The organism is Synechococcus sp. W60.1 (assembly GCF_047461575.1).
Lineage (GTDB): Bacteria > Cyanobacteriota > Cyanobacteriia > Thermostichales > Thermostichaceae > Thermostichus.
Window position 1 is genome coordinate 22133 of record NZ_JANSHL010000003.1, and the last position, 25833, is coordinate 47965.

A 25833-nucleotide genomic window follows, 5' to 3' on the forward strand; every position below is an offset into this window, starting at 1 on the left:
GATGGACTCAGAGCCTGTCTGTGATCGCAGCCTCATACATCGGAATATGTAGAAATTGTTACTTTGGCCGGGCGCGAGCGACCAACTCATCCACGTACTCGTTCCAGCGCAACCCTTCGTGAGCCTGGATCCAAACCACCTGCACCTGAGGGCACTGCTGCTTTAGTTGATACAGTTCCTGAACCAGATCCAAGTTTTCCACCGGCCCGGTGCGCCGCCGCCACCCCTGCGCTGCCCAGCGATCCATCCAGTCGTTGTAGGTCTGTACGCAAAGGTGGGAGTCGCTGTAGATGGTATCTACGCCGTTGCCCTGGGTGTGGCGGCAATATTGCAAGGCCCGGATGAGGCCGGTCAACTCCATGCGGTTGTTGGTGCTATCGGGATCCCCTCCCCAAAACTCTTCCACAACCCGATCATCTTGAACCACCACCACGGCCCATCCCCCTGGCCCCGGATTGGGAGAACATCCCCCGTCCGTGAAGATGCCGCTGCGGGGGCAGGCAGCCAGACGGCTGGGGCGCGCTCCTTTGCGGCTGCGCATCCGTGAAACCTTGGTCATGGTGCTCATCCGATGCTAACGGGAAGATTTGGGATCCCGGCTCGACAACAGACACTGCATCTTATTGCAGAAGGGCGTGCCGGCACCACTGTTTAGTGTATTCAGCTTCAGAAAAGCTTTGTTTCACACTATTAGCAGCATAAACCCCGTCAACATCAGCTTACGTGACACTGACGCACAAGGTTAAAAACAGTACGAACAAAAACCCCCAGAAAATCTGGGGGAGGAGTGGTGTGTTGAGGTGATGAATACTCGCATGATATCTCTCGAATTCGGTGAGTAGGCCAAACCGGCGAGAGATCCCTGCGTTTTTTTGCAGAAATCATTGCAGATACTGGAAAGCATCAGACACTAGAGACCAGCGCGTCAAAACTGAGCTTATTTCGTCTTGATCAGATATAGTGCTCAATCTCGAAGAAATATCTATTTAGACACCAAATATAGAGAAGCCAGTAATAACTTTTCTTATGCACCTACCGCCGACACTAGGGGTTGTGTCAAGCCCAAATGAGCATAGAGACGGGAAAAGTCAAAATTCGCTGACATTAGCTCTTGGATGCAGCGGACTTTCACCTCCTCGTGCAGGCGAATCTGCCCAAAAACCCGTTCGATGCGGTTGATGGTGGTGAAGGTGTCCAGATCCACCGAGAGGATCGGCACTTCCAGCTCTTCTGCTCGAGACCGAATGCGGGGATCCAGAGGGAGCTTGCCGGTCAAGATCAGGCAGAGGGTGGAAGTTTCTAGGGCGGCCAGTTGAATATCGGTGCGGTCTCCGCCGGTGATCACCGCCTTGTGATCCAGCTTACGGAAGTACTTCAAGGCCGAGTTGACGTTCATCGCCCCTACCGCAATGTCTTCAACCATCAGGTCCATCCGATCCGGACAGCAGAGCACCTCGGCATCCAGTTGCCGCACCAACTCCCCAACGCTGATGCTGCGCAAAATGCGATGGGAGGGCAAAATCCCCAGCACCGGGATCCCGTGTCCCTCCAAAAAAGGCCGAATGATCGTTTTTGCCGGTTGCATTTGGTCAGGTGGCACATCGTTCAGCAGCACGCCTGCCAAATGGGATCCCAGTTGACGATGGACAAAGAGAAGAGAATCAACAGCCAAGGAGGAATGGTAGCGACTGATCAGCAGTACCGGAGCATCCAGGGCTTGGGCCATCTTGGCCAGCGACAGGCCAAACAATTCCCCCTCGTAAAGATCGGCTGGGCCTTCCAGCAGCACCAAATCGGCAGGGGAGCGCTGGACAAACTCCAACAGAGGGGCAACCGGGCACTCTGGAGCTGGATCCCCGGGAGCTCGCTTCATTTGAGCCAGCAAAGCCTCTTCGTTGAGCCGGAGCAGCATCGGCGGCATTTGATCCATCGTCAGCCGCAGAGACTCCGCCACAAAGCGCATATCCGGATCGCCCTCTTCCAGCGAGCAATCTTCCCGCTCGCAAGAACCGATGGGCTTCCCATAGGTGACTTTTATCCCTTGCTGCTGCAGATGCTTGGCCAAACCCAAGATGGCAGCCGACTTACCGCTGAAGGGCTCAGTAGAACCAATTAAAAGGAACTTGGACACGGATGGCTCCCGGTAACGAGAGGGACGAAGGGATCCCTTACTCAGTCTAACGGAGGCTGCTCTCTCCTCAGTTCTGGACTAACCGATTAGGATCGACTCTTCAGGGTAGGTTACCAACGGGCGGGGCTGTTGTTGAGCCAAGGCCAAGACAATTGTCAATGCCCCCAACCGGCCCCAGAACATCACCAGCACAATGATCAGTTGGCCAAACCAGTTGAGCTCCCCGGTAAAGCCCGTCGAGAGGCCGCAGGTGGCAAAGGCGGAGATCACCTCAAACAACACCGGATCCAACCTACTGTTACTGTGGGTCAGCAAAATCAACCAAGCCGCCAACAATACCACAAACAGAGAAACCGTTAACACCGCTGCCGCCTTGCGCACCATGGAGGGATCCAAGCTGCGCCCGGCAATCTGAGCGCTGGGCAAACCGCGGGCATAGCCCCAGAGGGCCAACACCAACACCGCCAAGGTGCCGGTGGTTATGCCGCCCCCCATAGAAGCTGGGGCTGCCCCAATAAACATGAGAGCCATCAGCAGCAACTGGCTTGCCGGGGTCAAATCCTCAATGGGGATCCCGGCAAACCCAGCCGTTCGGGCAGAAACCGACTGAAAAAACGTCAGGCCCAAGCGGCGGGGCCAGCTTACCTCCAGCAGGGATCCGCCGGGCAAGCTCTCTCCCAAAAACAAGCCAATGCCGCCCGTGCAGAGCAAAACCACCACCACGCCCAGGGTAATCCGGGTGTGCAGAGAGGGGCGGTGGCCCCGTGGCCAGGTTAACAAATCCGACAAAACTGGGATGCCCAAACCGCCGATAAAAATCAGACCGGCCAAAATCGCCAGCGACAGACCGTCTGTAGGGATCCCTTCCCGGCCAAACAGGTCAAATCCTGCATTACAAAAGGCCGACACCGCGTGAAAAATAGCCAGAAAAACTGCCCGCCCCGGCCCATAGAGATCCCGCCAGTGCACCCAGAGCAGCAGAGCCCCCCCCAACTCAATGAGAGTGACCCCCAGCAGCACCCGCCGAGTCAATTCCAGGATCGCCCCCGGATCGATTAGACCCAGCGAATTGCACAGCGCCAAGCGATTGAGGAGGGAAATGCGCCGCCCGATCAATTGAAACACCACCACCGCCAACACCATGAAGCCCACCCCGCCAATCTGAATCAGGATCAGCAGCACAATCTGGCCCAACAGGGTGAGATCCTCCGCCGCCACAATCGTCGAGAGCCCCGTCACGCTCAGGGCCGACATGGCCGTAAACAGCGCCTCATTCCAGCTCAAGGGATCCCCGCGCCCGATCCCCGGCAACATGAGCACCAAAGTTCCCACCACTGCCAAGAGCCCCAACCCTACAACCAGGCGCAATGGCGGTGGCAGCGGGCGACGCCTGTCCCCCCCGAAAAACCACTGCAGACGATTCCCAAAGGCCCTAGAGGACTGAGACAATGCCGAGCCCGGTGTCGGCAGGTGGCGGGCGCGGGATGGCACCGGTGGAACCAAGCGCTCAGAGCCCTCCTCTCGCGGAAGCGGGACGGAGCCCTCTCTCATCGGAGCCCTCCCTACATTTCATTCAGCCGCGAGATGTTGGTATTGGCCCCCAGAACCACCAGCAAATCCCCCTTTTCCAGCAGGTAGTCTGCGGGGGGAGAGACCACCAGCGATTGCTTTCGCTTCACCACCAGCACCGTGATGCCGAAGCGGCGACGCAGATCCGACTCCGCCAGCGTATGGCCCACCAACGCCTCCGGCACCTGTAATTCCGTAATGCTGTAGCCCGGCTCCAGCTCTAGCTGATCTAGGATCCCCGGTGCTGTCAACACCTGAGCCAAACGGCGCCCTGCCTCTTGCTCCGGCAACACCACCCGATCTGCCCCCACTCGCAGGAGAATAGAGCGTTGCCGCTCGGTCGACGCCTTACAGACCACATTGCGCACCCCCAGACTTTTCAGGGCCACCGTCGTCAGCAAATTGCTCTCAAAATCGCTGCCAATGGCCACCACCACCGTGTCGAAGGAGAGGATATCCACCGCTCGCAGCGCATCTTCATCGCTGGAATCGAGTGCCACCACCTGCGTCAGCTGATCCGCCAGGCGCTGCACGATCTCACGGCTGCGGTCGATCCCCAAGACATTGTGCCCTCGCTCCATCAAGGTGAGAGCCAAGCTAGAACCAAAGCGCCCCAGACCAATTACCGCATATTCACGATCCACCCGCTGTCGTTCGCGCCAGCGGAACGCAGTCCCTGCCATAGGATCTCCTGCCCCCTCTTTCAAGAACAGATCATAAGTTCATCCAGCAGGGATCGGAAGGGCCGCGACTCTAGGCCGACTCAGGCTTGGGCAGCGTAGAGGGGTGAGGAATGAGCTCGCGGGTGGAACGGCGCTCCACCATCTCTGCGGTGATGCGGATGTGCTTTAGGTCGCGGCGGGAGGGTGCCTCGTACATCACATCCAGCATTAGCTCTTCCACAATGGCCCGCAGGGCGCGAGCCCCGGTCTTGCGGCGATAAGCCTCTTTGGCAATGGCAGCAATGGCGGCAGGTTCAAACTCCAGTTCCACCCCGTCCATGCGCAACAGCTTCTGCGCCTGCTTGAGAATGGCGTTTTTGGGCTGCGTCAGGATCGCCTCCAGCGCCTTCTCATCCAGCGGATCCAAAGTCGCCACTACCGGGAGCCGCCCCGTGAATTCGGGAATCATGCCGTACTTGATCAAGTCTTCAGGCTCCAAAGCCTTGAGGGCATTGGCCATACGTTGCTCGCGGCTAACCGACAATTGCTCCCCTGGCTTGATAAAGCCCATCGATTTCTTGCCAATGCGCTGCTCGATTACTTTTTCCAGGCCAACAAAAGCCCCCCCGCAAATGAAGAGGATGTTGGAAGTGTCGATTTGAATGCAGTCTTGATAGGGGTGCTTGCGCCCTCCCTGGGGAGGCACGTTGGCTATTGTCCCTTCCAGCATCTTCAACAAAGCCTGCTGCACCCCCTCGCCGGAGACATCGCGGGTAATGGAGGGGTTCTCGCTTTTGCGGGCAATTTTGTCGATTTCGTCGATGTAGATGATGCCGCGCTGGGCCTCTTCTACGTCCATGTCCGCCACCTGCAGCAGGCGCAACAGGATGTTTTCCACATCCTCGCCCACATAGCCAGCTTCCGTAAGGGTGGTAGCATCTGCAACCGCAAAAGGCACATCCAACATGCGAGCCAGGGTTTCCGCCAGCAGGGTTTTGCCGGAGCCAGTGGGGCCAATGATCAAAATGTTGGACTTCTGTAGCTCCACCTCATCCAGTTCCGAAACTCCGACGCTACCGGGGTTGGCCTTGGCAGCCAGACGCTTGTAGTGGTTGTAAACCGCCACCGACAAAACCTTCTTAGCTTTTTCTTGGCCAATCACATATTGGTCGAGATAGCGCATGATCTCCTGCGGCTTGGGCAACTGCGCCAAAGAAGGCAGGCTGCGGGAGGATTTTTTAGGAGCTTCACGCCGGCCGCCGGCAGGGGCGGCAGCAGGAGGAGTGTTGCCGTCGTAGAGTTCCTCATCCAAAATCTCGTTGCAGAGCTCCACACACTCGTCACAGATGTAGACCCCCGGCCCCGCAATCAACTTACGCACCTGATCCTGTGACTTGTTGCAGAAGGAGCACTTTAGATGGGAGTCATATTTGGCCATGGGATCCTCGTTGCTGCTTGCTCTTGGCTATCCTAATCCGGCAAAAGCCAGAAGAAAACTAAACCTTCCAATCCAGTCGCAAATTGGCTGCGAAAGCGTAAGGAGGCCGAAGTTGGTGGAATCTCACTGACCTACTAGTCTAGCATCTCCACTGGGCTCGTAGGGCTTGTTTCCGGATCCCCAAGGGGGCAGGGTGCCAAGAGATTCCCATGGGGATCAACTGGAAAGACTGGAGATATAGTCATTTCAAACTGGATTGAGACACTTCCCAAGCGCTCCGTGCCGCCTCCGCGACCACCCACTCTTCAAAAGGGAGCTGGAAGCAATGCAACGGAGGTGTTTCATTCTTGCTTCAAAGTGACCATAAGCTTCTCCAGCGCTCTGCGCTACCCGTGCAAACGCCACAGCCTCGGTTCTCCCCAAGTGTCTTACAAGGAGGAAAACTGGAAATGGAAGGGGTGAGCCGTTTCGCTGCTATCGGGAATGGTCATACATCCTTTGGACGGATTTATAGAAAAACCGCCCGACTTGACGCCGAGCGGAAGATGGTGTGAGGAGTGAACGGAAACATGCGTCTCCGCTGATCCCATCATAGTTGAACTTATCTGGCACTGGCAAAGGAATCCTTCAGTTAAGTTGGATACTTTTTGGAGGTGTGGCCGCGCCTTTTTGTAACCAAAAAGGGGAAGGAACTGTCCGTGTTTCGTTCGCTTCCCCCTATTGGCGTCCACTCCTCACTAGAGGTGAATCATAAATTATCCCTGCCGCTAAGACAACCCACCCTACCCAAGTTTTTCGGGGATCCACCCTGTCAAGGATGCAGATCACCGGATTCCACGGTGGGATCCAGCGCCAACAGCTCCGCTTCGGTCAGCAGGGGGATCCCCAGTTGTTGGGCTTGCTCCAGCTTGGAGCCGGGGTCAGAGCCCACCACCACGTAGTCGGTTTGGCGGCTGACGCTGGCGGTGACTTTGCCCCCCCGACTCTCAATCCAAGCCTTGGCCTGCTGGCGGGAGAGGGTGGGCAAGGTGCCGGTGATTACGAATTTTTTCCCGGCCAGGATCTGGGAGACGGCAGGGTTCTCCTGCTGAGGAAGAGCGGGGATCCCTAGCGCCTGCAACTCCTGCAACAGGCGACGATGGGCCGGCTCGGCAAACCAGGCCACCACCGCTTCCGCCACTTCCGCGCCTATCCCGTAGATCTGAGCAATAGTTTCTGCGCTGGCTTGGGCCAAAAGCTCAGGGGTGGGAAAATGGCCAGCCAAAATCTGGGCAGTGACCACCCCCACATGGGGGATCCCCAGCCCGTAGAGCACTCGTTCCCAGGGCTGTTGACGAGAGCGCTGAATGGCTTGCACCAGCTTTTGGCTGGAGCGGGATCCCATCCCCTCCAAACCCTGCAACTGCTCTGGGGTGAGGCGGTAGAGATCGGCTACGGTGCGCACTCCCAAGTTCTCCACCAATTGGGCTGCCCGCTTTTCCCCCAAGCCTTCGATATCCAAAGCATCACGGCTGGCCCAGTGCTGCAATTGGCCCCGCAGCTTGGCCGGGCACTCGGGGTTGGGGCAGCGGGTCACGGCTTCGCCAGGGGGACGAACCAAAGGGGTGTGGCATTCGGGGCACTGGCTGGGCAGGCTGTAGGGAACAGCGTCGGCAGGGCGCAATTCCTTCAGGATCCCGACCACCTCCGGGATGATCTCCCCGGCTTTCTCGATGACCACCGTATCGCCGATGCGGACATCCAGCTCCCGCAGGCGATCGGCATTGTGCAGGCTGGCGCGGCTGACAAGGGTGCCGGCCAAAGGAACCGGCTCCAGCTCTGCCACTGGAGTGACGGCGCCGGTACGGCCCACGCTGGCCACGATGGCGCGGATGCGGGTGGGGACTTCCTGGGCAGGGTATTTGAGGGCAATGGCCCAGCGGGGAAATTTTTGCGTAAAGCCGGCCTCCTCCTGCAGCCGCAAGGAGTTCAATTTCACCACCACCCCGTCGCTGGCGTAGGGGAGCTGGGCACCCCGCCATCGCTCATAAAATTGGATCACTTCTCCCAAGCCCCGACAGACCTGGGAGAGGGGGTTGACCGGAAATCCCAATTCCTTGAGCTGCTGCAGACACTGCCACTGGGTTTGCGGGGGATCCCCGGCGGGCCATCCTTCCGGCCAGTGGAGGGCGTAGGCGAAGAAGCTGAGCTTGCGGGCGGCCACAACGCGGCTATCCAACTGCCGCAGGGTACCGGCAGCACAGTTGCGCGGGTTAGCAAAGGGGGGATCCCCGGCGGAGCAACGCTCCCGGTTAATCCGCTCGAACTCGGCCAGGGCCAGATAGACTTCCCCCCGCACCTCCAAAACGGGAGGCGGATCTGCTGTCGCCAGCCGCAGGGGAATCGAACGAATGGCGCGCACGTTGGGGGTGATGTCCTCTCCGGCCTGTCCGTCCCCCCGAGTAGCACCCCGCTCCAAAAGACCCTCGATGTAGGTTAGGGCCAAGGCGGCGCCATCAATCTTCAGCTCACATACATATTCCAGCTCTCCCTCTGTCCTGCTGTCGGGAACAGGGGCACGGCCCAAAACTCGCAGCAGACGCTCTTGCCACTCCTCCAGTTCTTCTGGGTTGAAAGCGTTTTCCAAACTGTAGAGGGGGATGCGGTGGAAGACGGTGGGAAAATGCTCTGCAGGTTTTTCTCCCACCCGCTGAGTAGGGCTATCGGGGGTGACCAGTTCAGGGTAAGCCCGCTCCAGCTCTTGCAGCTCGCGGTAAAGGCGGTCGTAAACGCTGTCTTCCAGGATGGGAGCATCGTGGACATAGTAGGCAATGCTGGCCTTCTGCAGCAGGGTGCGCAGCTCGCGGGCGCGTTCTTCCAACTTGGGATCCATAACTCCTTGGGTGAGCAAGGTCTACCCCTAGGTTAGGGCTCCTGAGGAGCCAATAAGTAGGAGCCGATATTCTCCAAGCTGGGAGGATGTAGGAAGGGGATGGTCAAGATGGCCTGCTGGGAAAATGGCTGGGGGAGCTGGGCCAGAAGAGTCTGGCGACGACGGCGGAGGGCCTCTCCAAAGGGGGTAGAATCCTCTAACCACACTCGATTGAGAACGGCGTAGGGATGAGGGATCCCCAAAGCATCCAGTTCCGCCAAGAGACGCTCGGTTTCCGCCAGAACTGCTTGCTCGGGGTTAAAGACGGGGATAAAGGTAACAAACTGGGGATCCTGGAGCTGCTGCCGAAGCTGCCGCACCTGGGCCAAAAGCTCCCGCATCCGCTGCGCCCATTCCGACCTGCCCACCACATCCCGATATTTCAGCCACAGCTTCAGGGCCAAGCTCACCCAACCTTCCAGAGCCTGGGGCATCTGCAGAAACCGCAAGAGATGGCCTGTGGGAGCCGTGTCCAGCACCACCAGGTCGAACTGCCCGCTCGTCTCCTGTCGGAGAACACTCAACAGGGCCATCACCTCATCCAAGCCGGGTGGGGGCATCTGCAGCAGTTGCCGCCACGCCTGTGGGTCGTATTGGACTTCCACCCCTGCCGTCCCCTCCCCTGCCAAGATGGCCGCCACCTCCTCCAGATAATCCTGCCGGAATTGCTCCAGCACCGCCGCCGCATCGACCTCCTGCCCCAGCAGGTTGGGCAGCAGGGGAATGGGATCCTGACCCAGTTTCGTCTGAAACAGATCCCCCAACGAGTGGGCCGGATCGATGGAGACCAGCAAGAGCTGCTTGTCGGGATGGCGCTTGGCCAAGGTCCAAGCCAGGGCCCCGGCCACCGTCGTCTTGCCCACACCTCCTTTGCCCCCCACCAACACCAGTCGGATCCCTTGGGCCAAAAAGTCCGGTAGGGACGGGATCCCCTTGAAGGAAGGGAAGAGGGTGGAGAAGAGAGACTTTCTCTTCTCTTGGCTCTCTGCTTTTTGCTCTGGGATCCCTTCCAACTCCAGCAGCACCTCTGGCAAGGGGCGAAGCTGCTGAACCAGCTCATCCAGGGCCGCCAACCCAATTGGCTCCTGCAGTTGATAAGGACAGACCCAGATAGAGTATCCGGGCAGCTCCTCCTGTAGGGCTTTGAGCACACGCCGCTGTTCCTGTTGCCGCGCCGAGTAGAGAGGAGAGGGGAGAGCAGCGGGCAGCGAAGGTTGGCTGTTATTCTCTCTTGCAAGCAGCACCTGATTGACCAGAAGACCGCCGATGGGCACGCGGCGGTTTTGCAGTTGCTGACAAAAGCGGCGGGTTTCCGCCACGCTCAACTGCTCCGGGATCATCACCAGCCAAGCAGAGGTGCTCTCCGGATTGGTCAAGCGGGCTTTGCCCCCCTCAAGTTCCCCCTGCAACTGGGCCAAAAACGCATCCGCCTCATCCGGTCGATAGGTGCCTGTCAGGGCTTGGGCGATCTCCCGATGCTTGGCCTGAAAGGTGGCAAACACAGCCAGAAGATTATCTAAAAAGTCGGGCAGCTCCAACAGCCGCAGGGTGTGCCCGGTGGGGGCCGTATCCAGAATGACCGTATCCACCTCCTCCCTCGCCAGCAGCCGGTTGACCTCCAGAATGGCCATCAGCTCATCCACCCCCGGCCACGCCAAATCCCAGATCGGCAGCAGATCCTCTCGGCCAAACCAACTGCCCCGCTCGGCAATGAGCTCCAGGGCCGGCCCATAGGTTTGCCGAAAAGATTGCAACAAAATCTCCGCTTGCAAAGCCCGCACCTGCAAATTGGGGCGATCCGGCAGGGGTTGGGCCACATCCGTAACCGAGATTTGCAGCACGTCCCCCAACGAGTGGGCGGGATCCGTGGACATCAGGAGCAGACGGCGCTGGGGATCCACCTGGGCCAGTTGGCGAGCCAGCGCGCAGGTCAAGGTTGTTTTGCCCACTCCTCCCTTGCCGCTGAACAGCAAGAGGCGTTGGGAAGCCAAGAGCAGAGGATGGCAGGAATGCTCCTCACTGTTAACGCGACTGAGTTGCAAAGGGATCCCCTCCCACATAGGTCGCCCCTATTTTGGCCTGGATCCCTCTTGGGGATGCTCTAGGTCGTGTTGATCTTATGTTAGGATAGAGAGAATAATTTATAGAGGAAAGAGGATGAAGTTGGTTTTTTTAGATGAAAACAAATGGCAGAAGATATTAGCTTTTTTACAGACAGAAGAGAGAGTTAACATTGGGAAAGAAGCAAACTGCAAACAGTTTATTGAAGCAGTTCTTTGGATAGCCCGTTCCGGTGCTCCTTGGCGCTACCTCCCAGAAGGATATGGCAAATGGTACACCATCTATCAAAGATTTCACCGGTGGAGTCGTTTTGGAGTGTGGGAACGGATGTTCAAGTATTTTATTGACGACCCTAATTTAGAGCATCTCATTATTGATTCAACCATGGTTCGAGCGCACTCCTGTGCTGCCGGAAAAAAGGGGAGCAAGCTTTGGGGAGAAGCCGAGGCGGATACAGCACCAAGATTCATGTGAGTGTAGATGGGTTGGGAAATCCGCTGGAATTGAGAATAACTGGCGGAGAAAAGAGCGATATTACTCAAGGGGAAGAATTGATAGAGGGCTGGCAGAGAAAGGATACCAAAGTAATTGGGGATAAAGGATATGATGCGGATAAGTTGATTGAGAAGATAGGGGAAGCTCAAGCGGTTATTCCGCCTAAAAGGAATAGAAAGACGCAGCGGCATTATGACAAGCATCTGTATCAAGAGAGGCATTTAATCGAATGCTTTTTTCATAAGTTAAAGCAGTACCGGCATCTATGTTCTCGTTTTGACAAATTGGCCAGGAACTTCTTGAGTTTTCTCTATCTCGTCAGTGCTCTCTTTTGGCTCAAATGAAAGATCAACACAACCTAGAATGGGATTCATTTTCCTAAAGCTCCTGATTCCGTGCGACGCGGAAGAAATGCGAGCCAAAACCGCAGGCGGGCATCCTGACTGAGGGCATGGGTCTAGCCCAAGCCCATCACAGTTGCGGCACAGCGCCGGATTTGCACCGGACTTTCCCCTTTACATGCCCTGGCTGATCCCCAGGACAACCTGTCGGTACAGCTTTCTCTGCGATTGCTCCGAAAAAGCCGTGCTAGGCATCATACATCCCCTGCTCTGGAGTTCCTATCCTGCCAGGGGGGATGTCATCCCCAGGGGTGAACGGGATCCCAACGGCAATCCCAGGGCTTCGGATGGGCCACATCCCACCAACTTAGAAAACCTGGGCCAGACTTCTTCTTTGCTTTGTAAGCAGTTAAAGAGTAGCCCACTACTATTCCAGATCCTGAGGCCCAGGGATCCCTTAGCCTTTTAGAGAACAGAGATACGCTGAGACTTCACAAGACCCACAGCTTTTGGGAAAGCAAGATGGGGACGCTGGCCTAGCCGTCATGGGCGGGATCCGCTATGAATTAGTACCCAACCGGATAGAAAAGAGGGGCTTTTTCGATTTCTGGCAAAGCCGTTGCCTGGTGGGCTGGATCCGGCTCAACTTGGCTGGGAGAGGCAATCGGCACCTCGATCATCCGATCCGGTACCAGCGGCACCATTTCGGAGCGGTCGGCGATTTCCCGGAGAGAATTGGCAATGGATTCTTGAGTCAGCAGAAACTGTCGTTCGTTGCGCTGCATCTGCTGCCACACCTGGTAACGCTGGCTCCACCGGCTTTGGGTATGCACAGTCCAACTGTAAAGGCTTAACACTGAAACCCCAGAGAGGATAGCCATCCCTGTGGAGATCTGCTTCCACCAAGCTAGGTGTTCTGCCCAAGCCGAATGTTGGCTGCGAGGATGGGCTGATTTCAACTTCAAATCCAAAGGTTGGGTGCGGCTGGCCTGAACTGTACCGGAGAGGGGTCGGCTCAGAGCAGAAGGCTGTCTGTGGCGACGAGGGCTTTTGGGACGATCAAGACCTGCGTTCAAAGGCTGGCTAACCATAGGGCTTAACCTCACACACACCAAGGGATCCGACGGTGCAGGACTGCCGGTTCCGCTTCACCCTAGTTCCCCGCGCCCCCCAACAGCAACCCCCTTCTCCCGATTCCCGGCCTCAGCAGGACAGCTGTCCGCTTCACGGTAGCCGATCTCTTGAGAGCGGGAGAACCAACCTAAACCTACATCTGACTGCTGCGGGCAGCCACTCGCAGTTTGGCAGAGCGGGCCCGTGGATTGCGTTGCCGTTCCAGTTCGGAAGGGGACAAGGGCTTGGGGGTGAGCACCTGCCAACGGGGATCCCTGCGGAAGGCCCATTTCACCAAGCGATCTTCAAGGCTATGGAAGCTGATCACGGCCAACCTGCCGCCGGGTTTCAACCAAGTGGGGGCTTGGGCCAGCAAGGTTTCTAAAGCCTCCAGTTCTCGGTTCACGGCAATGCGCAACGCCTGAAAGACCCGGGTGGCCGGGTGAATGCGGCCTCGCCGAGCTGCCGGAGGTACTGCCTGCCAAACCACCTGGGCCAACTGGGTAGTTGTGGCGAGGGGACGAGCCTGCTCGATGTGATGGGCAATGCGGCGGGCAAATCGCTCTTCGCCGTAACGGGTGAAAATCTCGATCAACTCTTCGACCGGGCGATGATTAACCCAATCGGCAGCGGTTTCCTGAGCGGCACTGGGATCCATGCGCATGTCCAGCGGCCCCTCCCCGCGAAAGCTAAATCCCCGCTCAGGACAGTCCAGTTGCGGAGAACTCACCCCCAAGTCGGCCACGATGCCATCGAAAGGGATCCCCTGCCCCTGCTCATCCCGAAAGCCATGCTGCTGCAGATCGAAATCGGCAAAATTGAGGTGCCACAGTTGGATGCGGCTGCCGGGGATCCCTTCTGCTGCAAAACGCGCTTGCGCCGCCTGCAGAGCCGCCGGATCCCGATCCAACCCCACCACTCGAGCAGCTCCCCCCCGCAGCAGCGCCAAGCTGTGTCCACCCCCTCCCAACGTCACATCCAAAAAAATACCGCCCCCCTGGGGTTGCAGGTAGGCCATCACCTCCTCGGTCAAAACGGAATCGTGTTGATACACCTCGCCAAGCACGGTCTGCGGGGGTTCTATTTCTGCTGCTACAAAGTTCAGTATCTGCAAAAAAAAGGCCGAGGCCAGGCCCCGACCGAGGAATCCATGTTGTTAAGGTGATCCTCTGGGAAAAGAGGGGTTGCCGTCAAAAGACAGGCTGTCTTGGGATCCCCGGCAAAATCTCTGGGGCGCGAGTCCCGCTCTGAGTATGATGAGACTGCTGCCGCTTTTGCCCAGTCTGCCATCAGAGTTGCTGTGTTGACTCACTCTTCTGCTACTGATATCTTGACCCTCTCGCCGGCCAAGGGCCTGCGCGGCCAAGTGAGCATCCCCGGCGACAAATCCATTTCCCACCGCGCCCTGATGCTGGGATCCCTGGCCGAAGGAGAAACCAACATCCAAGGGCTGTTGCTGGGAGAGGATCCCCGCAGTACGGCAGCCTGCTTTCGGGCGCTGGGGGCAGATATTTCGGAGCTTAACAGCGAGTGTGTTCGCATTCGGGGGGTTGGCCTGGGCCGGCTGCAAGAACCGGCGGACGTGTTGGATGCCGGCAACTCCGGCACCACCCTGCGACTGATGCTGGGGATCCTGGCTGGCCAGGCCGGGCGCTTTTTTGCCGTCACCGGGGATCGATCCCTGCGCTCGCGGCCCATGGGGCGGGTGGTAGAACCGCTGCGGCAGATGGGGGCCAGCATTTGGGGACGGGCCGGTGGGACGTTGGCACCTTTGGCCGTACAAGGGGGATCCCTCAAGGGCATTCACTACCGCTCCCCGGTGGCTTCGGCGCAGGTGAAATCCTGCCTCTTGCTGGCGGGCCTGCTGGCAGAAGGCACCACCCAAGTCACCGAGCCGGCTCTCTCTCGGGACCACTCGGAACGGATGTTGCGGGCCTTCGGGGCCAACATTCAGGTGGATCCGGAAACAAAAACCGTGGCCGTGGTGGGGGGATCCCGCCTGGTGGGCCAGAGAGTTCAGGTGCCGGGGGATATCAGCTCGGCAGCCTTTTGGCTGGTGGCCGCCTCCATTGTGCCCGAGAGCGAATTGCTGCTAAGGGATGTGGGCCTCAACCCCACCCGTACCGGTGCGCTGCAGGTGTTGCAGGAGATGGGGGCCGATATTCAAATTGAAAACTGCCGGGAAATGGCCGGCGAGCCCCTGGGAGATCTGCGGGTGCGTTCGGCCCGCTTGCGCGGCTGCACCATCGCCGGCGATCTCATCCCCACCCTGATCGACGAGATCCCAGTTTTGGCGGTGGCGGCGGCCTTTGCCGAGGGGATCACCGTGATTCGCGATGCCGCAGAGCTGCGGGTGAAAGAAAGCGACCGTCTGGCTGCCATAGCCCAAGAGTTGAGCCGCATGGGAGCCCAGGTCACTGAATATCCTGATGGCCTGGAAATCAAGGGAGGGATCCCTCTTCACGGGGCCGAGGTCGACAGCCACGAGGATCACCGCATCGCCATGAGTCTGATGGTGGCAGCTCTAGGAGCGCAGGGATCCACCCTCCTCAGGGGAGCCGACTGTGCCCGCATCTCCTACCCCGACTTCATTCCCACCCTGCAACGATTGACTGCTTCCCCCCTGGAGTCTTGAGAGGGCCCATCTTTAACTTTGCCGCCTCTGCTCCTATGTCGACCTGCCCCAGCCCGCCCGGCCCTATCGCCATCGAACATCTCTGCTTCCGGGTTCCTCCCGGTGGGCAAGCAGCCTTTCTTGAGCAAGACGAGCGGGTTTGGGGATCCGCCCTGCGCCGGCATCCGGGTTTTCTGGGCAAAGAAGTTTGGCTGGATCAAGAGGATCCCGAACTTGTCCACCTCATCCTCCGCTGGGCCAGCCGTGCTGACTGGAAGGCCTTTCCCTCCGAGCAAGTGGAGGCATTGGATCGGCAAATGCGGCCTTTTTATGTGCGCTTGGAACAGGCCAAAGAATACCAGCTCTGGCAGCCCGGCCCTTCTGCAGGGACAGGAAAGCAGGATTAAGGGATCCCTTCAGTCTCAAAACCTACCTCAGAGCCCACCGAGTCAGCCCTGGGGGATCCTGCCACCCGCTCCTGCTCCACCAGCTCCCGCAAACTGGGCATGGTCACGGCCAAAGCTCCTTCTCGCCGCTGCAGCCCCGCTTCAAAACTCTCAGGGGTGACAATGCCGCCGGAAATGAGCATCTTAAAAGCATCTTCCACCGGCATGAACACTTCCACCACCTGGTCTTCCGGCACAATGGCGTACCAGCCCGTCGTTGGATTGGGGGTGGTGGGCACAAACAGGCCAAGGGAGCGCTGCGGCCCATCGGGCCGAATGGGAGTTTGAATGGTGCCCGTCACAAAGGCCAGCGCCCAAGCTCCTGGTCGGGGATATTCCACCAGCACCACCCGCCGAAAGCGCTGATTGTTGGGGGCAAACAAAACACTGACCAATTGCTTCAAGGTCTTGTACACCAGCCCCGCCACCGGAATCGCATGGAGCAACTGTTCGCTGAGATTGAGCAGCCACTGGCCGACAATGTTGCGGGCCATGAAGCCAATCAACAGGATGAGCACAATCGGCGTCAACAGGCCCACCGCCAGATCGATGAGGTTGATCAAGATCGGGTGCAAACCCTGGATGGGATTGAACTGCTTGGGAATGCTGGTCAGAAAGCCAATGCTCCAGGTGGCCACCTCCACCGTCAGCCAAATGGTAGTTGCCAGAGGGATCACCACCAGCAACCCCGCCACGAAGTAGTTCTTAAGATGCTGTTTCCATTGTGAAACCATGGTGAGGTCGTCCCGTCGAGTCAACCGAGTGGATGCATCGAACCCTTGCAAGTGAAGCTTGCAGATGGCAATCATGATACCTGCCTTCTGCGTTGCCCTCATGGGGGGCAGCCGCAACTTGCCGGCAAAAGAAATCGGGCTGCCAAAAAGCGCAGAGCCCCAAACTTTCATCAGGCCGATAATGCTATCTTAGGTCGATATAAAATTTTGTAAAGGCAGGGATCCCGTCCCGAGGCGTTGTGGCCAAGCCCCTGGATGGTTTGTGTTTCTGCTGGGTGTTGCGTGGGAGGCCCTATGTCAGAGTCAGATTGGCTAGAGCATACCTGTCAGGTGGAGGTGCCTGTTCCCATTGAGCAGGTATGGGATTTGTGGGCCAACCTCACCCTCATGCCCCGTTGGATGAAGTGGATCCGCTCGGTGGAATTGCTGGATCAGGAGCTGTCCCGGTGGACACTGGATACCCGCGGCCTCACCTTCAGTTGGATCTCCCGCACCCACACGGTGGTGAAACACCAACACATCGGCTGGAGTTCGGTGGAGGGGCTGCCCAATCGGGGCGCGCTGCGCTTTTACGACCGCAAAGGCAGTACCATTGTGAAGCTGTCGGTGGCCTACAAGATCCCGGGGATCCTCGGCAAAATCTTGGATGGCCTGTTTGTGGGCAAAGTGGTGGAGAGCACCATCCAGGCAGATCTGGAGCGCTTCAAAGCCTATGCCCTAGAGCAGGCGGGGCCAGCCGCCGACAATGCCTCGGCCAGCTAGTCTCCGTTCGTCAGGCCCAAGTGTTTCGCCGACCTTCCCCATCGTCAACCCTCGCCACTGCAAAGGCCGCTTCATGTCAGATCCCTCTCCTGAGCCTGTCATTGCCCTCTCTCGTCAGCCGGTGGACAACCGCAACATTCGCTTCTCTCTGGAGCGGGGCGAGCTGGATCTGGATCAACTTCTCCTGCTGTTGAACCGCAATGCCTTTTGGGCGCAGAATCGCCAGCGGCAGGAGATGGAGCGGGCCGTTGCCCACAGCCATCCGGTGGTCAGCGCCTGGGATGGGGAGCGCCTGATTGGCTTTGGCCGCGCCACTTCCGATGGGGTTTACCGAGCCGTCCTCTGGGATATCGTGGTTGATCACGATTACCGACGTCAGGGCATTGGCCGCAAGTTGGTGGAAACCCTGATCAGCCATCCCCACCTGCAGTCGGTGGAGCGCATCTACCTGTTCACAACCCATCAGCGCGGCTTTTACGAGCGGATCGGCTTTGTGGAAAACCCCAGCACCACCTTGGTCTTGCACGGGCGCCCTCTGGAGTTTTTGATCCCGTCTACTGAACAGGCGCAGGCTTGACCGACAGGGATCCCAAGAGAGTGAGAGTATCTTGAACGACAGTGGGTTGGTTCGGCCTCGGCAGGAGAACGCGCTAGCCTGAAAAGCAAAAAGGGTGAGAGGGGGTACTCATGGCCAATCGCCTCGCCACAAGTTCCAGCCTTTACTTGCGCAAGCACGCCGAGAACCCGGTGGATTGGTGGCCTTGGATCCCAGAGGCTCTGGAGAAAGCCCGGGCCGAGGATAGGCCGATTTTTCTGTCCATCGGCTATTCCAGTTGCCACTGGTGTACGGTCATGGAGGGCGAGGCCTTCTCCAACCCTGAAATTGCCGCCTTTTTGAATGCCCATTTTTTGCCTATCAAGGTGGATCGCGAGGAGCGGCCGGATCTCGACAGCATCTACATGCAGGCGTTGCAGCTCATGAGCGGGCAGGGGGGGTGGCCCCTCAATGTTTTCCTCACGCCCGATGACCTGGTGCCCTTTTACGCCGGCACCTATTTTCCTGTAGAGCCCCGCTTTGGCCGCCCGGGGTTTCTGGCCTTGCTGCAGCGCATCCTGCAGTTTTACCGGCAGGAAAAGGAAAAAATAGAGGAGATGAAAGGCCAGATTTTGACGGCTCTGACCACCCTCAGCGACCTGGTGCCGGAAGACCACATTCCCGCCGACCTGCTGCGCTCTGGGATCCCTAAGATCCAGCCTTTGCTCGCCAATGCCGGGGCGGTGCAGCAATTTCCCATGATGCCCTACGCTCAGTTGGTATTGCGTTCGGCCCGCTTCGACCCACCAGAAGGGATCCCCGGCTCGCAGAGCGCTCTGGAACGGGCCAAAGAGCGAGGCATGGCCTTGGTGCTGGGAGGGATCTTCGACCATGTGGCCGGAGGATTTCACCGCTACACCGTGGATCCCACCTGGACGGTGCCCCACTTTGAAAAGATGCTCTACGACAACGGGCAGATCCTAGAGTTTCTCTCCGATCTGTGGGCGCACGGTATCCAAGATCCGGCCATCGAGCGGGCGGTGCGGCTGACGGTGGAGTGGGTGGCGCGGGAGATGACCGCCCCTGCCGGATACTTCTACGCCGCTCAAGATGCCGACAGCTTTGCCCGAGCAGAGGATCGGGAGCCGGAAGAGGGAGAGTTCTACGTCTGGCGCTGGCAGGAGCTGCAGGATCTCTTGGGGGAAGAAACCTTCCGCGCCTTGCAGCAGGCGTTTGACCTATCGCCGGGGGGCAACTTCCCCGATCGGCCCGGCTGCATCGTCTTGCAGCGCAAACAGGGAGGAGCGTTGCCGCCAGAAGTTGAAGCCGCCTTGACCACCCATCTGTTTCAGGCACGCTATGGCTCTGCGGAGCGACGAGTTCCCTTCCCTCCGGCAGTGGATGCCCAATCGGCCCGTCTGCAATCCTGGCCGGGGCGAATCCCACCTGTCACCGACACCAAGATGATCGTCTCTTGGAACGCCTTGATGATCTCCGGCCTGGCGCGGGCCTATCAAGTGTTCGGCAACGCAGACTATCTGCAATTCGCTCTGCGGGCTGCCCAATTCATCCTCAGCCAGCAGCGCCACCCTGAGACCGGATCCCTGTTGCGCCTGAACTACGATGGCACAGCTCAGGTGCCCGCCAAATCGGAAGATTACGCCCTGCTGATCAAGGCCCTGTTGGACTTGCAGCAAGCCTGCCTGCCTCTGGTGGGGGATCCCACCCCTCAAGACTGGTTACAGGCTGCCCTCCAGCTCCAGCAGGAGATGGATACGCAACTGTGGGATCCGGCCAGGGGGGGATACTTTGTCAGCGATGCCCAGAGTGCCCCTGAGCTGTTGGTGCGAGAGAAGGAGTTCCAGGACAACGCTACCCCTGCAGCCAATGGGGTGGCCATTGCCAACCTGGTGCGCCTTGCCGCCCTCACTGGAGATCTGGACTACCTGGAGCGGGCAGAGCAGGCCTTGAAAACCTTTGCCCACATCATGAGCACCCAGCCGCGCACCTGCCCCAGCCTTTTTGCCGGACTGGATTGGTACAGCAATTGGGTGAAAGTCACCCTGGAGGCCGATTCCATTCCCGCCTTTCAGCAACGATCTTGGCCCACCACCGTCTTTGCTCTCCCCACCGAAGCCGAACCTCTGCCGGAAGGAGCTCTAGGGCTGGTGTGCTGGGGCAACAAATGCCTGGCCCCTGCCAGTTCTCTCGAGCAAATCCAGTCGCAAATCGGCAAAGGCCAAAATCGAGCTTACTGACCTTTGCCCAACTTTTGCTCAGGGCAGCAGGGATCCCTTTGCCAAGGTTACTGCTGGGGCTCCGCAGGCTTTTCCACCCCAAAAAACTCAATGCGGTAACTTTGGATGCGGGTGCCCGTTTGTTGCTCCACTTGGGCCAGCAGTTCAGGCGGCAGCTCCACGTCCACATCCAAGATGCGGTTGCTATCCAGACAGTTCACGTGGCTGTGAGGATGGGTGCGGTTGCCGTAGCGGCGCCCATCGGCACGATCCAAGCACTCGACAATGTTGTGGCTGGCCAAAGCTTCCAGGTTTTGATAAACGGACGTGTGGCCAATCGGTTTGCCCTGCTGATTTAGGCGATCGTAAATCTCGCGGGCGGAGAGGTGCTCGCCACACTGCCACAGCAGCTCCAGGATATAACGGCGCTGTCGGCTCAAACGCAGATTGCACTCCCGGCACCGTTCCAAAGCAGCTTCCAAAGAATCCAAGGGGCGAGGCATGGAAAACCTCAAGTCATACCGAGTCTGAGATAGGTAGTTGCTCATCTCTACCAAGGTAGCATTTGTGCGTCAACAGTTGTTCAAAAAACACCCCGAACTCTACAAGCGCTGCCGCGCATAGCCATCTTCGAGCCGAGTCCAGGCCGTGCGCAGATGGAAGAGCCCAACATCAGCCTTTTGATTTTCTACAATACCGCTGGAGTGTTGGGGGCAAAGATCATGCAGCGGCGCAAGGTAATTCTGGGTTTGTTGGGGTTGGCCAGCAGCAGTGGATTGGCAGGAGCCTATTGGGCCAGTCGGCAGCAGCCCTCTCATCTAGCTCCAGGGATGGGATCCCCTAGAGCCGCTCTCCCCTCTCCTACCCCCCAGCCCACCCCCACCGTCGTCCCCCATCCAGATGCCCCCCATGGCCTCTACATCCCCCCCCGCCGAGATCTGCGCCTCTTGGTCATCAGTGACATGAACGGCATCTACGGCTCGGTGGAATACGACCCAGAGGTGGATCGGGGCATCGGCCTCATCCCCTATCTTCAGCCGGATATTGTTTTGGGAGGAGGAGATATGGTGGCCGGTCAGGATCCCCGCCTGTCGGAGGAGCGCATTCGCGCCATGTGGGCAGCCTTCGACCGGCATGTGGCTGGCCCAATCCGTGCGGCCAAACTTCCCTACGGCTTTACCTTGGGCAATCACGATGCTTCCTGTGCCCGCACCACGCGGGGCGGCTTTCTCTTTCAAAAAGAACGGGATCTGGCCCGCGAGTTTTGGAACGATCCGGCCCACGACCCAGGTTTGAACTTTGTGGATCGGGGGGACTTTCCCTTCTACTACACCTTTGAAAAAGACGATGTGTTTTACCTAGTCTGGGATGCCACCTGCAATTACATCCCGCCCGAACAAATGGCCTGGGCGGAAGCGGCTCTGGCCAGCGAACGGGCTCAGAAGGCCAAGTTGCGCATTGTCATCGGCCATCTGCCCCTCTACGCCATCACTGTCGGGCGCGACGATCCGGGAGAAGTGCTGCTGGAGGCGGATGCCAAACGGGCTTTGCTGGAGAAGTACCGCGTCCACACCTACATCAGCGGCCACGACCACGGCTACTACCCTGGCCACAAAGGGCAACTGCAACTGCTTCACTGCGGCATTCTCGGCTCTGGCCCTCGTCCCCTCTTGGGCAGCCCTCTGCCCCCCCGCAAGACCCTCACCCTTATCGACGTGGATTTCGAGAGCCCAGATGTTACCTATTACACTACCTATCACATGCGGGATCTGAGCGTGATCGACCAAGCAGAGCTGCCCCGTTTCATCACTGGGCACAATGGCTTGGTGCTGCGCCGCGACGTCAATTGGGACAACCTCACCCCCCAAGAAATCGCCACCTGCCAAGCTCGTATTGGATCCCTTTGTCGGGATTAACGTCTCCGTCTTGGCAAAAGATTGATGAGCCGTTTGTAGATGCTCTCGCGAGGGTTCTGCACACTTCGCGAGCAGCCCAGGCTTTTCAACAGATGATTCAAAGCAGCTTTTTCCAGCAACACCAGCCATAGCCGGTGCAACTGTGTCTCTCGCATAACGGATCCCAGTGATTGATTTCAGCGAAACTGTGGAGAGCTTGTGAAGAAAGTGGTAACTGTACCACCGGCCTATACCTCACAGACTTGCCACAAATGCTTGCCCATTCATCCCGACTCTGGTAAGTCGTACCGGGATGGGAAGGGATTTAAGTGCGGGCATTGTGGTTGGGAAGGGGATGCTGATTTTAACGGTGCAAATGTGATTGCGCTTTTGGGGGCTGCTGTAAACCAGCCTAGAGGTCAAGCCTACGGCTCGCTTCGCGAACGTGGTTGGCTTGCCAACTACAGGGCTACCGAAAGCCTGCCCTGTACTGCGAAGCAGTCAGGGTCGGGTAGTTTACATGACCTATTTCCGAGAGCTGGACAAATCTTGGTACCTGACTCAAGCGGGCTTGGCGGAGTACCTCGATACCCTCAGCGAACTCACGGAACGCTTGGAAGGTTTGCAGTCTTTTGCCAATCTCTGTGAACAGGCCAATCAGAAGGATCCGTATCAACTGATCCCTTCTGAACCGGAAGGTCTGTATTTGCTTGCCTTCGAGTGAGATGCTGCCAAACTGGTTGATTGTCGCGCCTTTCCCCTGCCATCGAATCCATCAGCAGCCGCAGCGCAAAACTCCTGCTACCCTGGTTGAATGATGGTTTCGTTCCTGGTTGAGGTAGAGGGGAATTTGACAGATGAGCAGGTGCGGGAGGGATTCCACGCCCTCTCTGACCCGATTCGCCTGCGTGTGCTGCAACTGCTGCAGGGGCGTGAGTTGTGTGTTTGTGATCTCTGCGAGGAGCTGAAGGTGAGCCAATCCAAGCTCTCGTTTCATCTCAAAACCCTGCGGGATGCGAAATTGGTCAATGCTCGCCAGCAGGGGCGCTGGATTTACTACAGCCTCAACCCACCCGGTTTTCAGCTCCTGCAGCATTTTTTGGATAGATTGGGGCAAGCTGGCCCTGTCAAGGCCGCAGTTCCCTGTGTGGAAGACCTCTAAGGCGCGCAGGGATCCCAAAATGTCCCTAGAAAAACTGTCGGATCCCGCCCTTGTACATTCCGAAGACGGGCTTGCTGCAACACAAGAAATTACAGATGTGAATGGTGTTCCCTGCTGGCAACCCCAGGGATCCCGGCGGGTCAACTCGGAGAAAATGAGGATCCCATCTCCTAAAATCCATCAAAGTTCCCTGACACCAGCTCCCCTGTTGCTTAGTTAGGATTGATACAAGAGAGGTGGGAACAACATGATACGTGAACAGCGAGAAGAGTTGGAACGCATCCACCGAGCACACCTGTGGAATCGCCTCAAGGAGCGGGTGAAACGCGCCCAGTTGAATCCATCTCTGCTGGCTTTGCTGGCACGAGAGGCTTTTGAGTTGGGCTTCCCCCTTCCCTCTTTATCTGACCAACCCCAGGTCAATTCCCCTGCTGAGCAGCCCCAAGATGGAAGTAATCATCGCCGCACAAGGCCTCCGGCCCGCTGGCGCGAACGGTGAGTCCACCCTCTCTTCTGGCCGAGAAAGCGGGCAGCCACGATCATAGGAGAATTTCTCTCCAGAGACTCTCAAAGCAGCTAGTCTAGGCAATGATTTTGAATAAATCAGAGCCCATGATGAACACCGCCGAAGCCCTTCAGATTCTCAACCTTCCGCCGGACGCAACCGAGCGGCAGATCCGGGGGCGACTGTTTCAGGAATACCAAACCCTCAGTACTGCCCTCGCAGAACTGGAGGACGAGCGACAAAGACCCTTGCTAGAGGCGCAACTGGCGCGGCTGAATGAGGCGCGGGATGTATTGCTTAGCGGGGGATCCCAGGCTGAGAAGGGTTTGTCTTGGGTCAGCCCAGAGGACTTGCCCCCCCAGGTGATTGTGCTGCTTTACCAAGCCAACGGGCAGGAGGGAATCTGCACGCGCCAGGTTGGGGGTCAAGATATCGTCATTGCTTTCGAGAGCTCGTTTGCGGCAAGAAAATATGCGCAGCGGTTGGCTCAACAGGGACTGCCCAAGCCCGTGGCAGAACGGTTTGACACGCAGGAGATCGTCGATTTTTGCCGCAGCGGAGGGTATGGGTTGATGGTGGTTCCGGCCAGCGAAACGCTGGAGCCCCTACAAGAAAGCACGGAAGCTGCCCGTGATTGGCAGGGCAGGTCTTGATGCTGTTTGGCCTCGATCCACTTGCGTTAAGGGTGCCCTCGATGATTAGTGTGGAACCGATCTCTGTGGACGAGTTTCGCCAGCTCATGGCCGCCGATCTGGACGCTTGCTGCGAGGCCTTTGATTTGCGGGCGGAGTACCTGCGTCTGCAGCAACAGCGGCTACGCTCCTGGGGCATGCTGGCCTTTGGTTTGATAGCAATAGCCTTGGTCATCTTCTTGGGGATGCGGGATCCCGGCTCTTGGGTGTCCTATACCGCGGCTGCCGGGATCCTGCTGCTGCTCGTGCTGGGGATCCTGAGAGTCAGCCTGCGCTTGGGAAAAAGCCTGCATCGCATCCGCCAGCGTTGGCAGGAGGCCCACCTGCTCAACAGCACCCCTGAGATGATGAAGTTTGCCACCGATCTGGCCCGCAAGGTAAAAGACTACAACCACTGGGTCAACGAGCTTCGGCAATCGCTGCAGGGGGGGCAGCATTGGCGAGATTTTCGGCAACTCAGTGAGGCCGAGCAGAAGTACATCCAATCGCTGTTTTTACAAGTGCGGGCCCAACTGGTGATGGCCCTACAGGTGTGCCGAGCTTTGATCGAGGATCCACAAGCCTCTGTGGCTCAGTATCTCAACCAAATGGTTGCCCGGGATCAGCAACTGTTGGAGCAATTTACCGCCAAAAACTTGACTGGCAACCGCTACGCAACCCTGGCTCGTGAGCTGTCCGGCCTGGAGGCAGATCTACAAGCTCAGCTCAGAACCTTGGGCTCTCGATGATACCCTGTTGGAGGTGTCCAGCAGCGTATTCATGGGCAGTAGAGGCACTCGAAAATTGTACGGCCTGTTGCTTGCCGGCGGACTGGGCTTGCTGGGATGCGGGGATCCGAATGTACCCCTGACCCAACCCCCTCCCGATGCTTTTCGGGTCAGCACCCCACGGCCACCGCGCCTGGATCTCTATCCCACCCCATCACCAACACCAACTCCTACCCCGACACCACCCCCCAGCTTGCTGGAGCTCACAGCCCGTTGGTTGGGGATCCCTTGGCCGCCCCAAGAGACCAGCCTGGTGAGATTGAGCGCCCGTTTCCTGGAGCTCCCCCTACCTCCCAAGCCCCGCCGCTCCGCCAGCCCCTCACCTCAGCCTTCCCCCAGTTCGGAAAGAGAAGAGAGAAAGCAGCAAGGCCGCGAAACCTAGTCCGCACCCCTGGCCTCTGGAGATCTAGGCGCCCGCAGTCACCGGCTCCGTTTCTCGAACGCGCAGCTTTTCACAGGGGATGGTATCCGCCAGAATAGAGCTGGCCATCATGCCCGTGTGAATCTCTAGCTTGGCTCCAGGCACCGCTTCAAAGAGCAGCCGCTGGCCTGGAAAGACCACCCGCTCAAAGTACCAGTTTTCGATATTCGTGATGCGAACCACCTGAATGGAGCTGGTCGCATTGATGTAGCTACAGGTTATTCGCTCTGCTCGTTTTTTATCGGGGATTGCATCGAGTGTTTGCATAATTCAGATTACCAGCCCACGTTGCTCAGCCTACCATCTACCCTAACACCGTCTGGGGATCACTGCGGTAGTCTG

Annotated in this window: 25 protein-coding genes, 1 pseudogene and 1 riboswitch; of the genes and pseudogenes, 14 read left to right on the forward strand and 12 right to left on the reverse strand. The window is 58.2% G+C overall.

The window, feature by feature from the left end; translation table 11 throughout:
- Positions 1 to 58: 58 nt before the first annotated feature.
- From NW805_RS04020 to NW805_RS04050, 7 genes are all read right to left on the reverse strand, one after another.
- Positions 59 to 559, reverse strand: a complete 501-nt coding sequence (locus NW805_RS04020) for a ribonuclease H family protein (RefSeq protein ID WP_414329436.1) — start codon at positions 557 to 559, stop codon at positions 59 to 61.
- A 465-nt stretch (positions 560 to 1024) separates the two neighbouring features.
- Positions 1025 to 2131 (reverse strand): phosphotransacetylase family protein, encoded by a 1107-nt coding sequence (locus NW805_RS04025; RefSeq protein WP_414421725.1) that lies wholly within the window; start codon positions 2129 to 2131, stop codon positions 1025 to 1027.
- A 78-nt stretch (positions 2132 to 2209) separates the two neighbouring features.
- The gene (locus NW805_RS04030) at positions 2210 to 3634 is read right to left on the reverse strand and encodes a TrkH family potassium uptake protein (protein WP_414382015.1); all 1425 of its coding nucleotides are present in this window, start codon (positions 3632 to 3634) and stop codon (positions 2210 to 2212) included.
- A 59-nt stretch (positions 3635 to 3693) separates the two neighbouring features.
- Positions 3694 to 4383: a potassium channel family protein gene (locus tag NW805_RS04035; protein WP_414329043.1), complete on the reverse strand. Its 690-nt coding sequence runs from the start codon at positions 4381 to 4383 to the stop codon at positions 3694 to 3696.
- A 70-nt stretch (positions 4384 to 4453) separates the two neighbouring features.
- The gene (clpX, locus tag NW805_RS04040) at positions 4454 to 5800 is read right to left on the reverse strand and encodes an ATP-dependent protease ATP-binding subunit ClpX (protein WP_414343692.1); all 1347 of its coding nucleotides are present in this window, start codon (positions 5798 to 5800) and stop codon (positions 4454 to 4456) included.
- Between the two features lie 811 nt (positions 5801 to 6611).
- A complete protein-coding gene (gene ligA / locus NW805_RS04045; protein WP_414421726.1) occupies positions 6612 to 8672 on the reverse strand; it encodes an NAD-dependent DNA ligase LigA in 2061 nt (686 codons plus the stop codon).
- Positions 8673 to 8704: 32 nt separating this feature from the next.
- On the reverse strand, positions 8705 to 10753 hold the full coding sequence (locus NW805_RS04050) for an ArsA family ATPase (protein ID WP_414421727.1): 2049 nt from the start codon (positions 10751 to 10753) through the stop codon (positions 8705 to 8707).
- 115 nt (positions 10754 to 10868) lie between these two features.
- Between NW805_RS04050 and NW805_RS04055 the strand changes: the two genes are divergently transcribed.
- Positions 10869 to 11611, forward strand: a protein-coding gene (locus NW805_RS04055; RefSeq protein WP_414421728.1) for an IS5-like element ISSoc13 family transposase whose coding sequence is annotated in 2 segments (ribosomal slippage) — positions 10869 to 11187 and positions 11187 to 11611 — 744 coding nt in all. Because the reading frame shifts where the segments join, the coding sequence is not laid out codon by codon here.
- A 67-nt stretch (positions 11612 to 11678) separates the two neighbouring features.
- Positions 11679 to 11831: riboswitch (cobalamin riboswitch) on the reverse strand.
- Between the two features lie 343 nt (positions 11832 to 12174).
- Here the strand turns inward: NW805_RS04055 and NW805_RS04060 are convergent.
- Both NW805_RS04060 and rsmH read right to left on the reverse strand, forming a co-directional pair.
- A complete protein-coding gene (locus NW805_RS04060) occupies positions 12175 to 12699 on the reverse strand; it encodes a hypothetical protein (protein WP_414421729.1) in 525 nt (174 codons plus the stop codon).
- A gap of 176 nt (positions 12700 to 12875) precedes the next feature.
- Positions 12876 to 13787, reverse strand: a complete 912-nt coding sequence (rsmH, locus tag NW805_RS04065; protein ID WP_414421730.1) for a 16S rRNA (cytosine(1402)-N(4))-methyltransferase RsmH — start codon at positions 13785 to 13787, stop codon at positions 12876 to 12878.
- Between the two features lie 234 nt (positions 13788 to 14021).
- On the opposite strand from rsmH, the gene aroA reads away from it, so the two are divergent.
- Positions 14022 to 15356, forward strand: a complete 1335-nt coding sequence (gene aroA, locus NW805_RS04070) for a 3-phosphoshikimate 1-carboxyvinyltransferase (protein ID WP_414421899.1) — start codon at positions 14022 to 14024, stop codon at positions 15354 to 15356.
- Between the two features lie 35 nt (positions 15357 to 15391).
- Entirely contained in the window at positions 15392 to 15742 is a 351-nt protein-coding gene (locus tag NW805_RS04075) for a TIGR03792 family protein (RefSeq protein ID WP_011432948.1), read from the forward strand.
- On the opposite strand, the gene NW805_RS04080 is transcribed toward NW805_RS04075, so the two are convergent.
- Complete coding sequence (locus tag NW805_RS04080) at positions 15739 to 16590, reverse strand: DUF502 domain-containing protein (RefSeq protein ID WP_049749634.1); 852 nt, start codon at positions 16588 to 16590, stop codon at positions 15739 to 15741. The two genes, NW805_RS04075 and NW805_RS04080, sit on opposite strands and share 4 nt — an antisense overlap.
- A 219-nt stretch (positions 16591 to 16809) precedes the next feature.
- On the opposite strand from NW805_RS04080, the gene NW805_RS04085 reads away from it, so the two are divergent.
- From NW805_RS04085 to NW805_RS04095, 3 genes are all read left to right on the forward strand, one after another.
- The gene (locus NW805_RS04085) at positions 16810 to 17277 is read left to right on the forward strand and encodes an SRPBCC family protein (protein ID WP_011432946.1); all 468 of its coding nucleotides are present in this window, start codon (positions 16810 to 16812) and stop codon (positions 17275 to 17277) included.
- Between the two features lie 73 nt (positions 17278 to 17350).
- The gene (locus tag NW805_RS04090) at positions 17351 to 17854 is read left to right on the forward strand and encodes a GNAT family N-acetyltransferase (protein WP_414421731.1); all 504 of its coding nucleotides are present in this window, start codon (positions 17351 to 17353) and stop codon (positions 17852 to 17854) included.
- Between the two features lie 110 nt (positions 17855 to 17964).
- The gene (locus NW805_RS04095) at positions 17965 to 20070 is read left to right on the forward strand and encodes a thioredoxin domain-containing protein (RefSeq protein WP_414421732.1); all 2106 of its coding nucleotides are present in this window, start codon (positions 17965 to 17967) and stop codon (positions 20068 to 20070) included.
- A gap of 47 nt (positions 20071 to 20117) precedes the next feature.
- Here NW805_RS04095 and NW805_RS04100 read toward each other — a convergent pair whose 3' ends face one another.
- Positions 20118 to 20552, reverse strand: a complete 435-nt coding sequence (locus tag NW805_RS04100) for a Fur family transcriptional regulator (RefSeq protein ID WP_414331897.1) — start codon at positions 20550 to 20552, stop codon at positions 20118 to 20120.
- A 153-nt stretch (positions 20553 to 20705) separates the two neighbouring features.
- Between NW805_RS04100 and NW805_RS04105 the strand changes: the two genes are divergently transcribed.
- From NW805_RS04105 to NW805_RS04140, 8 genes and pseudogenes are all read left to right on the forward strand, one after another.
- A complete protein-coding gene (locus NW805_RS04105; RefSeq protein WP_238376945.1) occupies positions 20706 to 21965 on the forward strand; it encodes a metallophosphoesterase family protein in 1260 nt (419 codons plus the stop codon).
- Between the two features lie 207 nt (positions 21966 to 22172).
- Positions 22173 to 22424: pseudogene (locus NW805_RS04110) on the forward strand (zinc ribbon domain-containing protein); the annotation flags it as partial.
- A 40-nt stretch (positions 22425 to 22464) separates the two neighbouring features.
- Positions 22465 to 22668: a hypothetical protein gene (locus NW805_RS04115; protein WP_414408983.1), complete on the forward strand. Its 204-nt coding sequence runs from the start codon at positions 22465 to 22467 to the stop codon at positions 22666 to 22668.
- A 93-nt stretch (positions 22669 to 22761) separates the two neighbouring features.
- Positions 22762 to 23106 carry an ArsR/SmtB family transcription factor gene (locus NW805_RS04120; RefSeq protein WP_414330075.1) on the forward strand — a complete coding sequence of 115 codons (345 nt, stop codon included), beginning with the start codon at positions 22762 to 22764 and terminating at the stop codon, positions 23104 to 23106.
- Between the two features lie 247 nt (positions 23107 to 23353).
- The gene (locus NW805_RS04125; protein WP_414381985.1) at positions 23354 to 23605 is read left to right on the forward strand and encodes a hypothetical protein; all 252 of its coding nucleotides are present in this window, start codon (positions 23354 to 23356) and stop codon (positions 23603 to 23605) included.
- Between the two features lie 89 nt (positions 23606 to 23694).
- Positions 23695 to 24264 (forward strand): DUF3110 domain-containing protein, encoded by a 570-nt coding sequence (locus tag NW805_RS04130; RefSeq protein WP_414343197.1) that lies wholly within the window; start codon positions 23695 to 23697, stop codon positions 24262 to 24264.
- A 41-nt stretch (positions 24265 to 24305) separates the two neighbouring features.
- Positions 24306 to 25031, forward strand: a complete 726-nt coding sequence (locus tag NW805_RS04135) for a hypothetical protein (protein ID WP_414421733.1) — start codon at positions 24306 to 24308, stop codon at positions 25029 to 25031.
- A gap of 31 nt (positions 25032 to 25062) precedes the next feature.
- Positions 25063 to 25452 (forward strand): hypothetical protein, encoded by a 390-nt coding sequence (locus tag NW805_RS04140; protein ID WP_414421734.1) that lies wholly within the window; start codon positions 25063 to 25065, stop codon positions 25450 to 25452.
- Between the two features lie 24 nt (positions 25453 to 25476).
- Here NW805_RS04140 and NW805_RS04145 read toward each other — a convergent pair whose 3' ends face one another.
- Positions 25477 to 25758 (reverse strand): DUF1830 domain-containing protein, encoded by a 282-nt coding sequence (locus NW805_RS04145; protein ID WP_414331305.1) that lies wholly within the window; start codon positions 25756 to 25758, stop codon positions 25477 to 25479.
- Positions 25759 to 25833 lie beyond the last annotated feature (75 nt).

Coding starts and splice junctions, on each gene's coding strand:
- NW805_RS04135 (WP_414421733.1), top strand. CDS start 24,306: ATGATTAGTGTGGAACCGATCTCTGTGGACGAGTTTCGCCAGCTCATG.
- NW805_RS04035 (WP_414329043.1), bottom strand. CDS start 4,383: ATGGCAGGGACTGCGTTCCGCTGGCGCGAACGACAGCGGGTGGATCGT.
- NW805_RS04115 (WP_414408983.1), top strand. CDS start 22,465: ATGACCTATTTCCGAGAGCTGGACAAATCTTGGTACCTGACTCAAGCG.
- NW805_RS04140 (WP_414421734.1), top strand. CDS start 25,063: ATGGGCAGTAGAGGCACTCGAAAATTGTACGGCCTGTTGCTTGCCGGC.
- NW805_RS04120 (WP_414330075.1), top strand. CDS start 22,762: ATGGTTTCGTTCCTGGTTGAGGTAGAGGGGAATTTGACAGATGAGCAG.
- NW805_RS04130 (WP_414343197.1), top strand. CDS start 23,695: ATGATTTTGAATAAATCAGAGCCCATGATGAACACCGCCGAAGCCCTT.
- NW805_RS04075 (WP_011432948.1), top strand. CDS start 15,392: ATGTCGACCTGCCCCAGCCCGCCCGGCCCTATCGCCATCGAACATCTC.
- NW805_RS04085 (WP_011432946.1), top strand. CDS start 16,810: ATGTCAGAGTCAGATTGGCTAGAGCATACCTGTCAGGTGGAGGTGCCT.
- NW805_RS04020 (WP_414329436.1), bottom strand. CDS start 559: ATGACCAAGGTTTCACGGATGCGCAGCCGCAAAGGAGCGCGCCCCAGC.
- NW805_RS04100 (WP_414331897.1), bottom strand. CDS start 20,552: ATGCCTCGCCCCTTGGATTCTTTGGAAGCTGCTTTGGAACGGTGCCGG.
- NW805_RS04095 (WP_414421732.1), top strand. CDS start 17,965: ATGGCCAATCGCCTCGCCACAAGTTCCAGCCTTTACTTGCGCAAGCAC.
- NW805_RS04090 (WP_414421731.1), top strand. CDS start 17,351: ATGTCAGATCCCTCTCCTGAGCCTGTCATTGCCCTCTCTCGTCAGCCG.
- NW805_RS04060 (WP_414421729.1), bottom strand. CDS start 12,699: ATGGTTAGCCAGCCTTTGAACGCAGGTCTTGATCGTCCCAAAAGCCCT.
- NW805_RS04145 (WP_414331305.1), bottom strand. CDS start 25,758: ATGCAAACACTCGATGCAATCCCCGATAAAAAACGAGCAGAGCGAATA.
- NW805_RS04125 (WP_414381985.1), top strand. CDS start 23,354: ATGATACGTGAACAGCGAGAAGAGTTGGAACGCATCCACCGAGCACAC.
- ligA (WP_414421726.1), bottom strand. CDS start 8,672: ATGGATCCCAAGTTGGAAGAACGCGCCCGCGAGCTGCGCACCCTGCTG.
- NW805_RS04105 (WP_238376945.1), top strand. CDS start 20,706: ATGGAAGAGCCCAACATCAGCCTTTTGATTTTCTACAATACCGCTGGA.
- clpX (WP_414343692.1), bottom strand. CDS start 5,800: ATGGCCAAATATGACTCCCATCTAAAGTGCTCCTTCTGCAACAAGTCA.
- NW805_RS04080 (WP_049749634.1), bottom strand. CDS start 16,590: ATGATTGCCATCTGCAAGCTTCACTTGCAAGGGTTCGATGCATCCACT.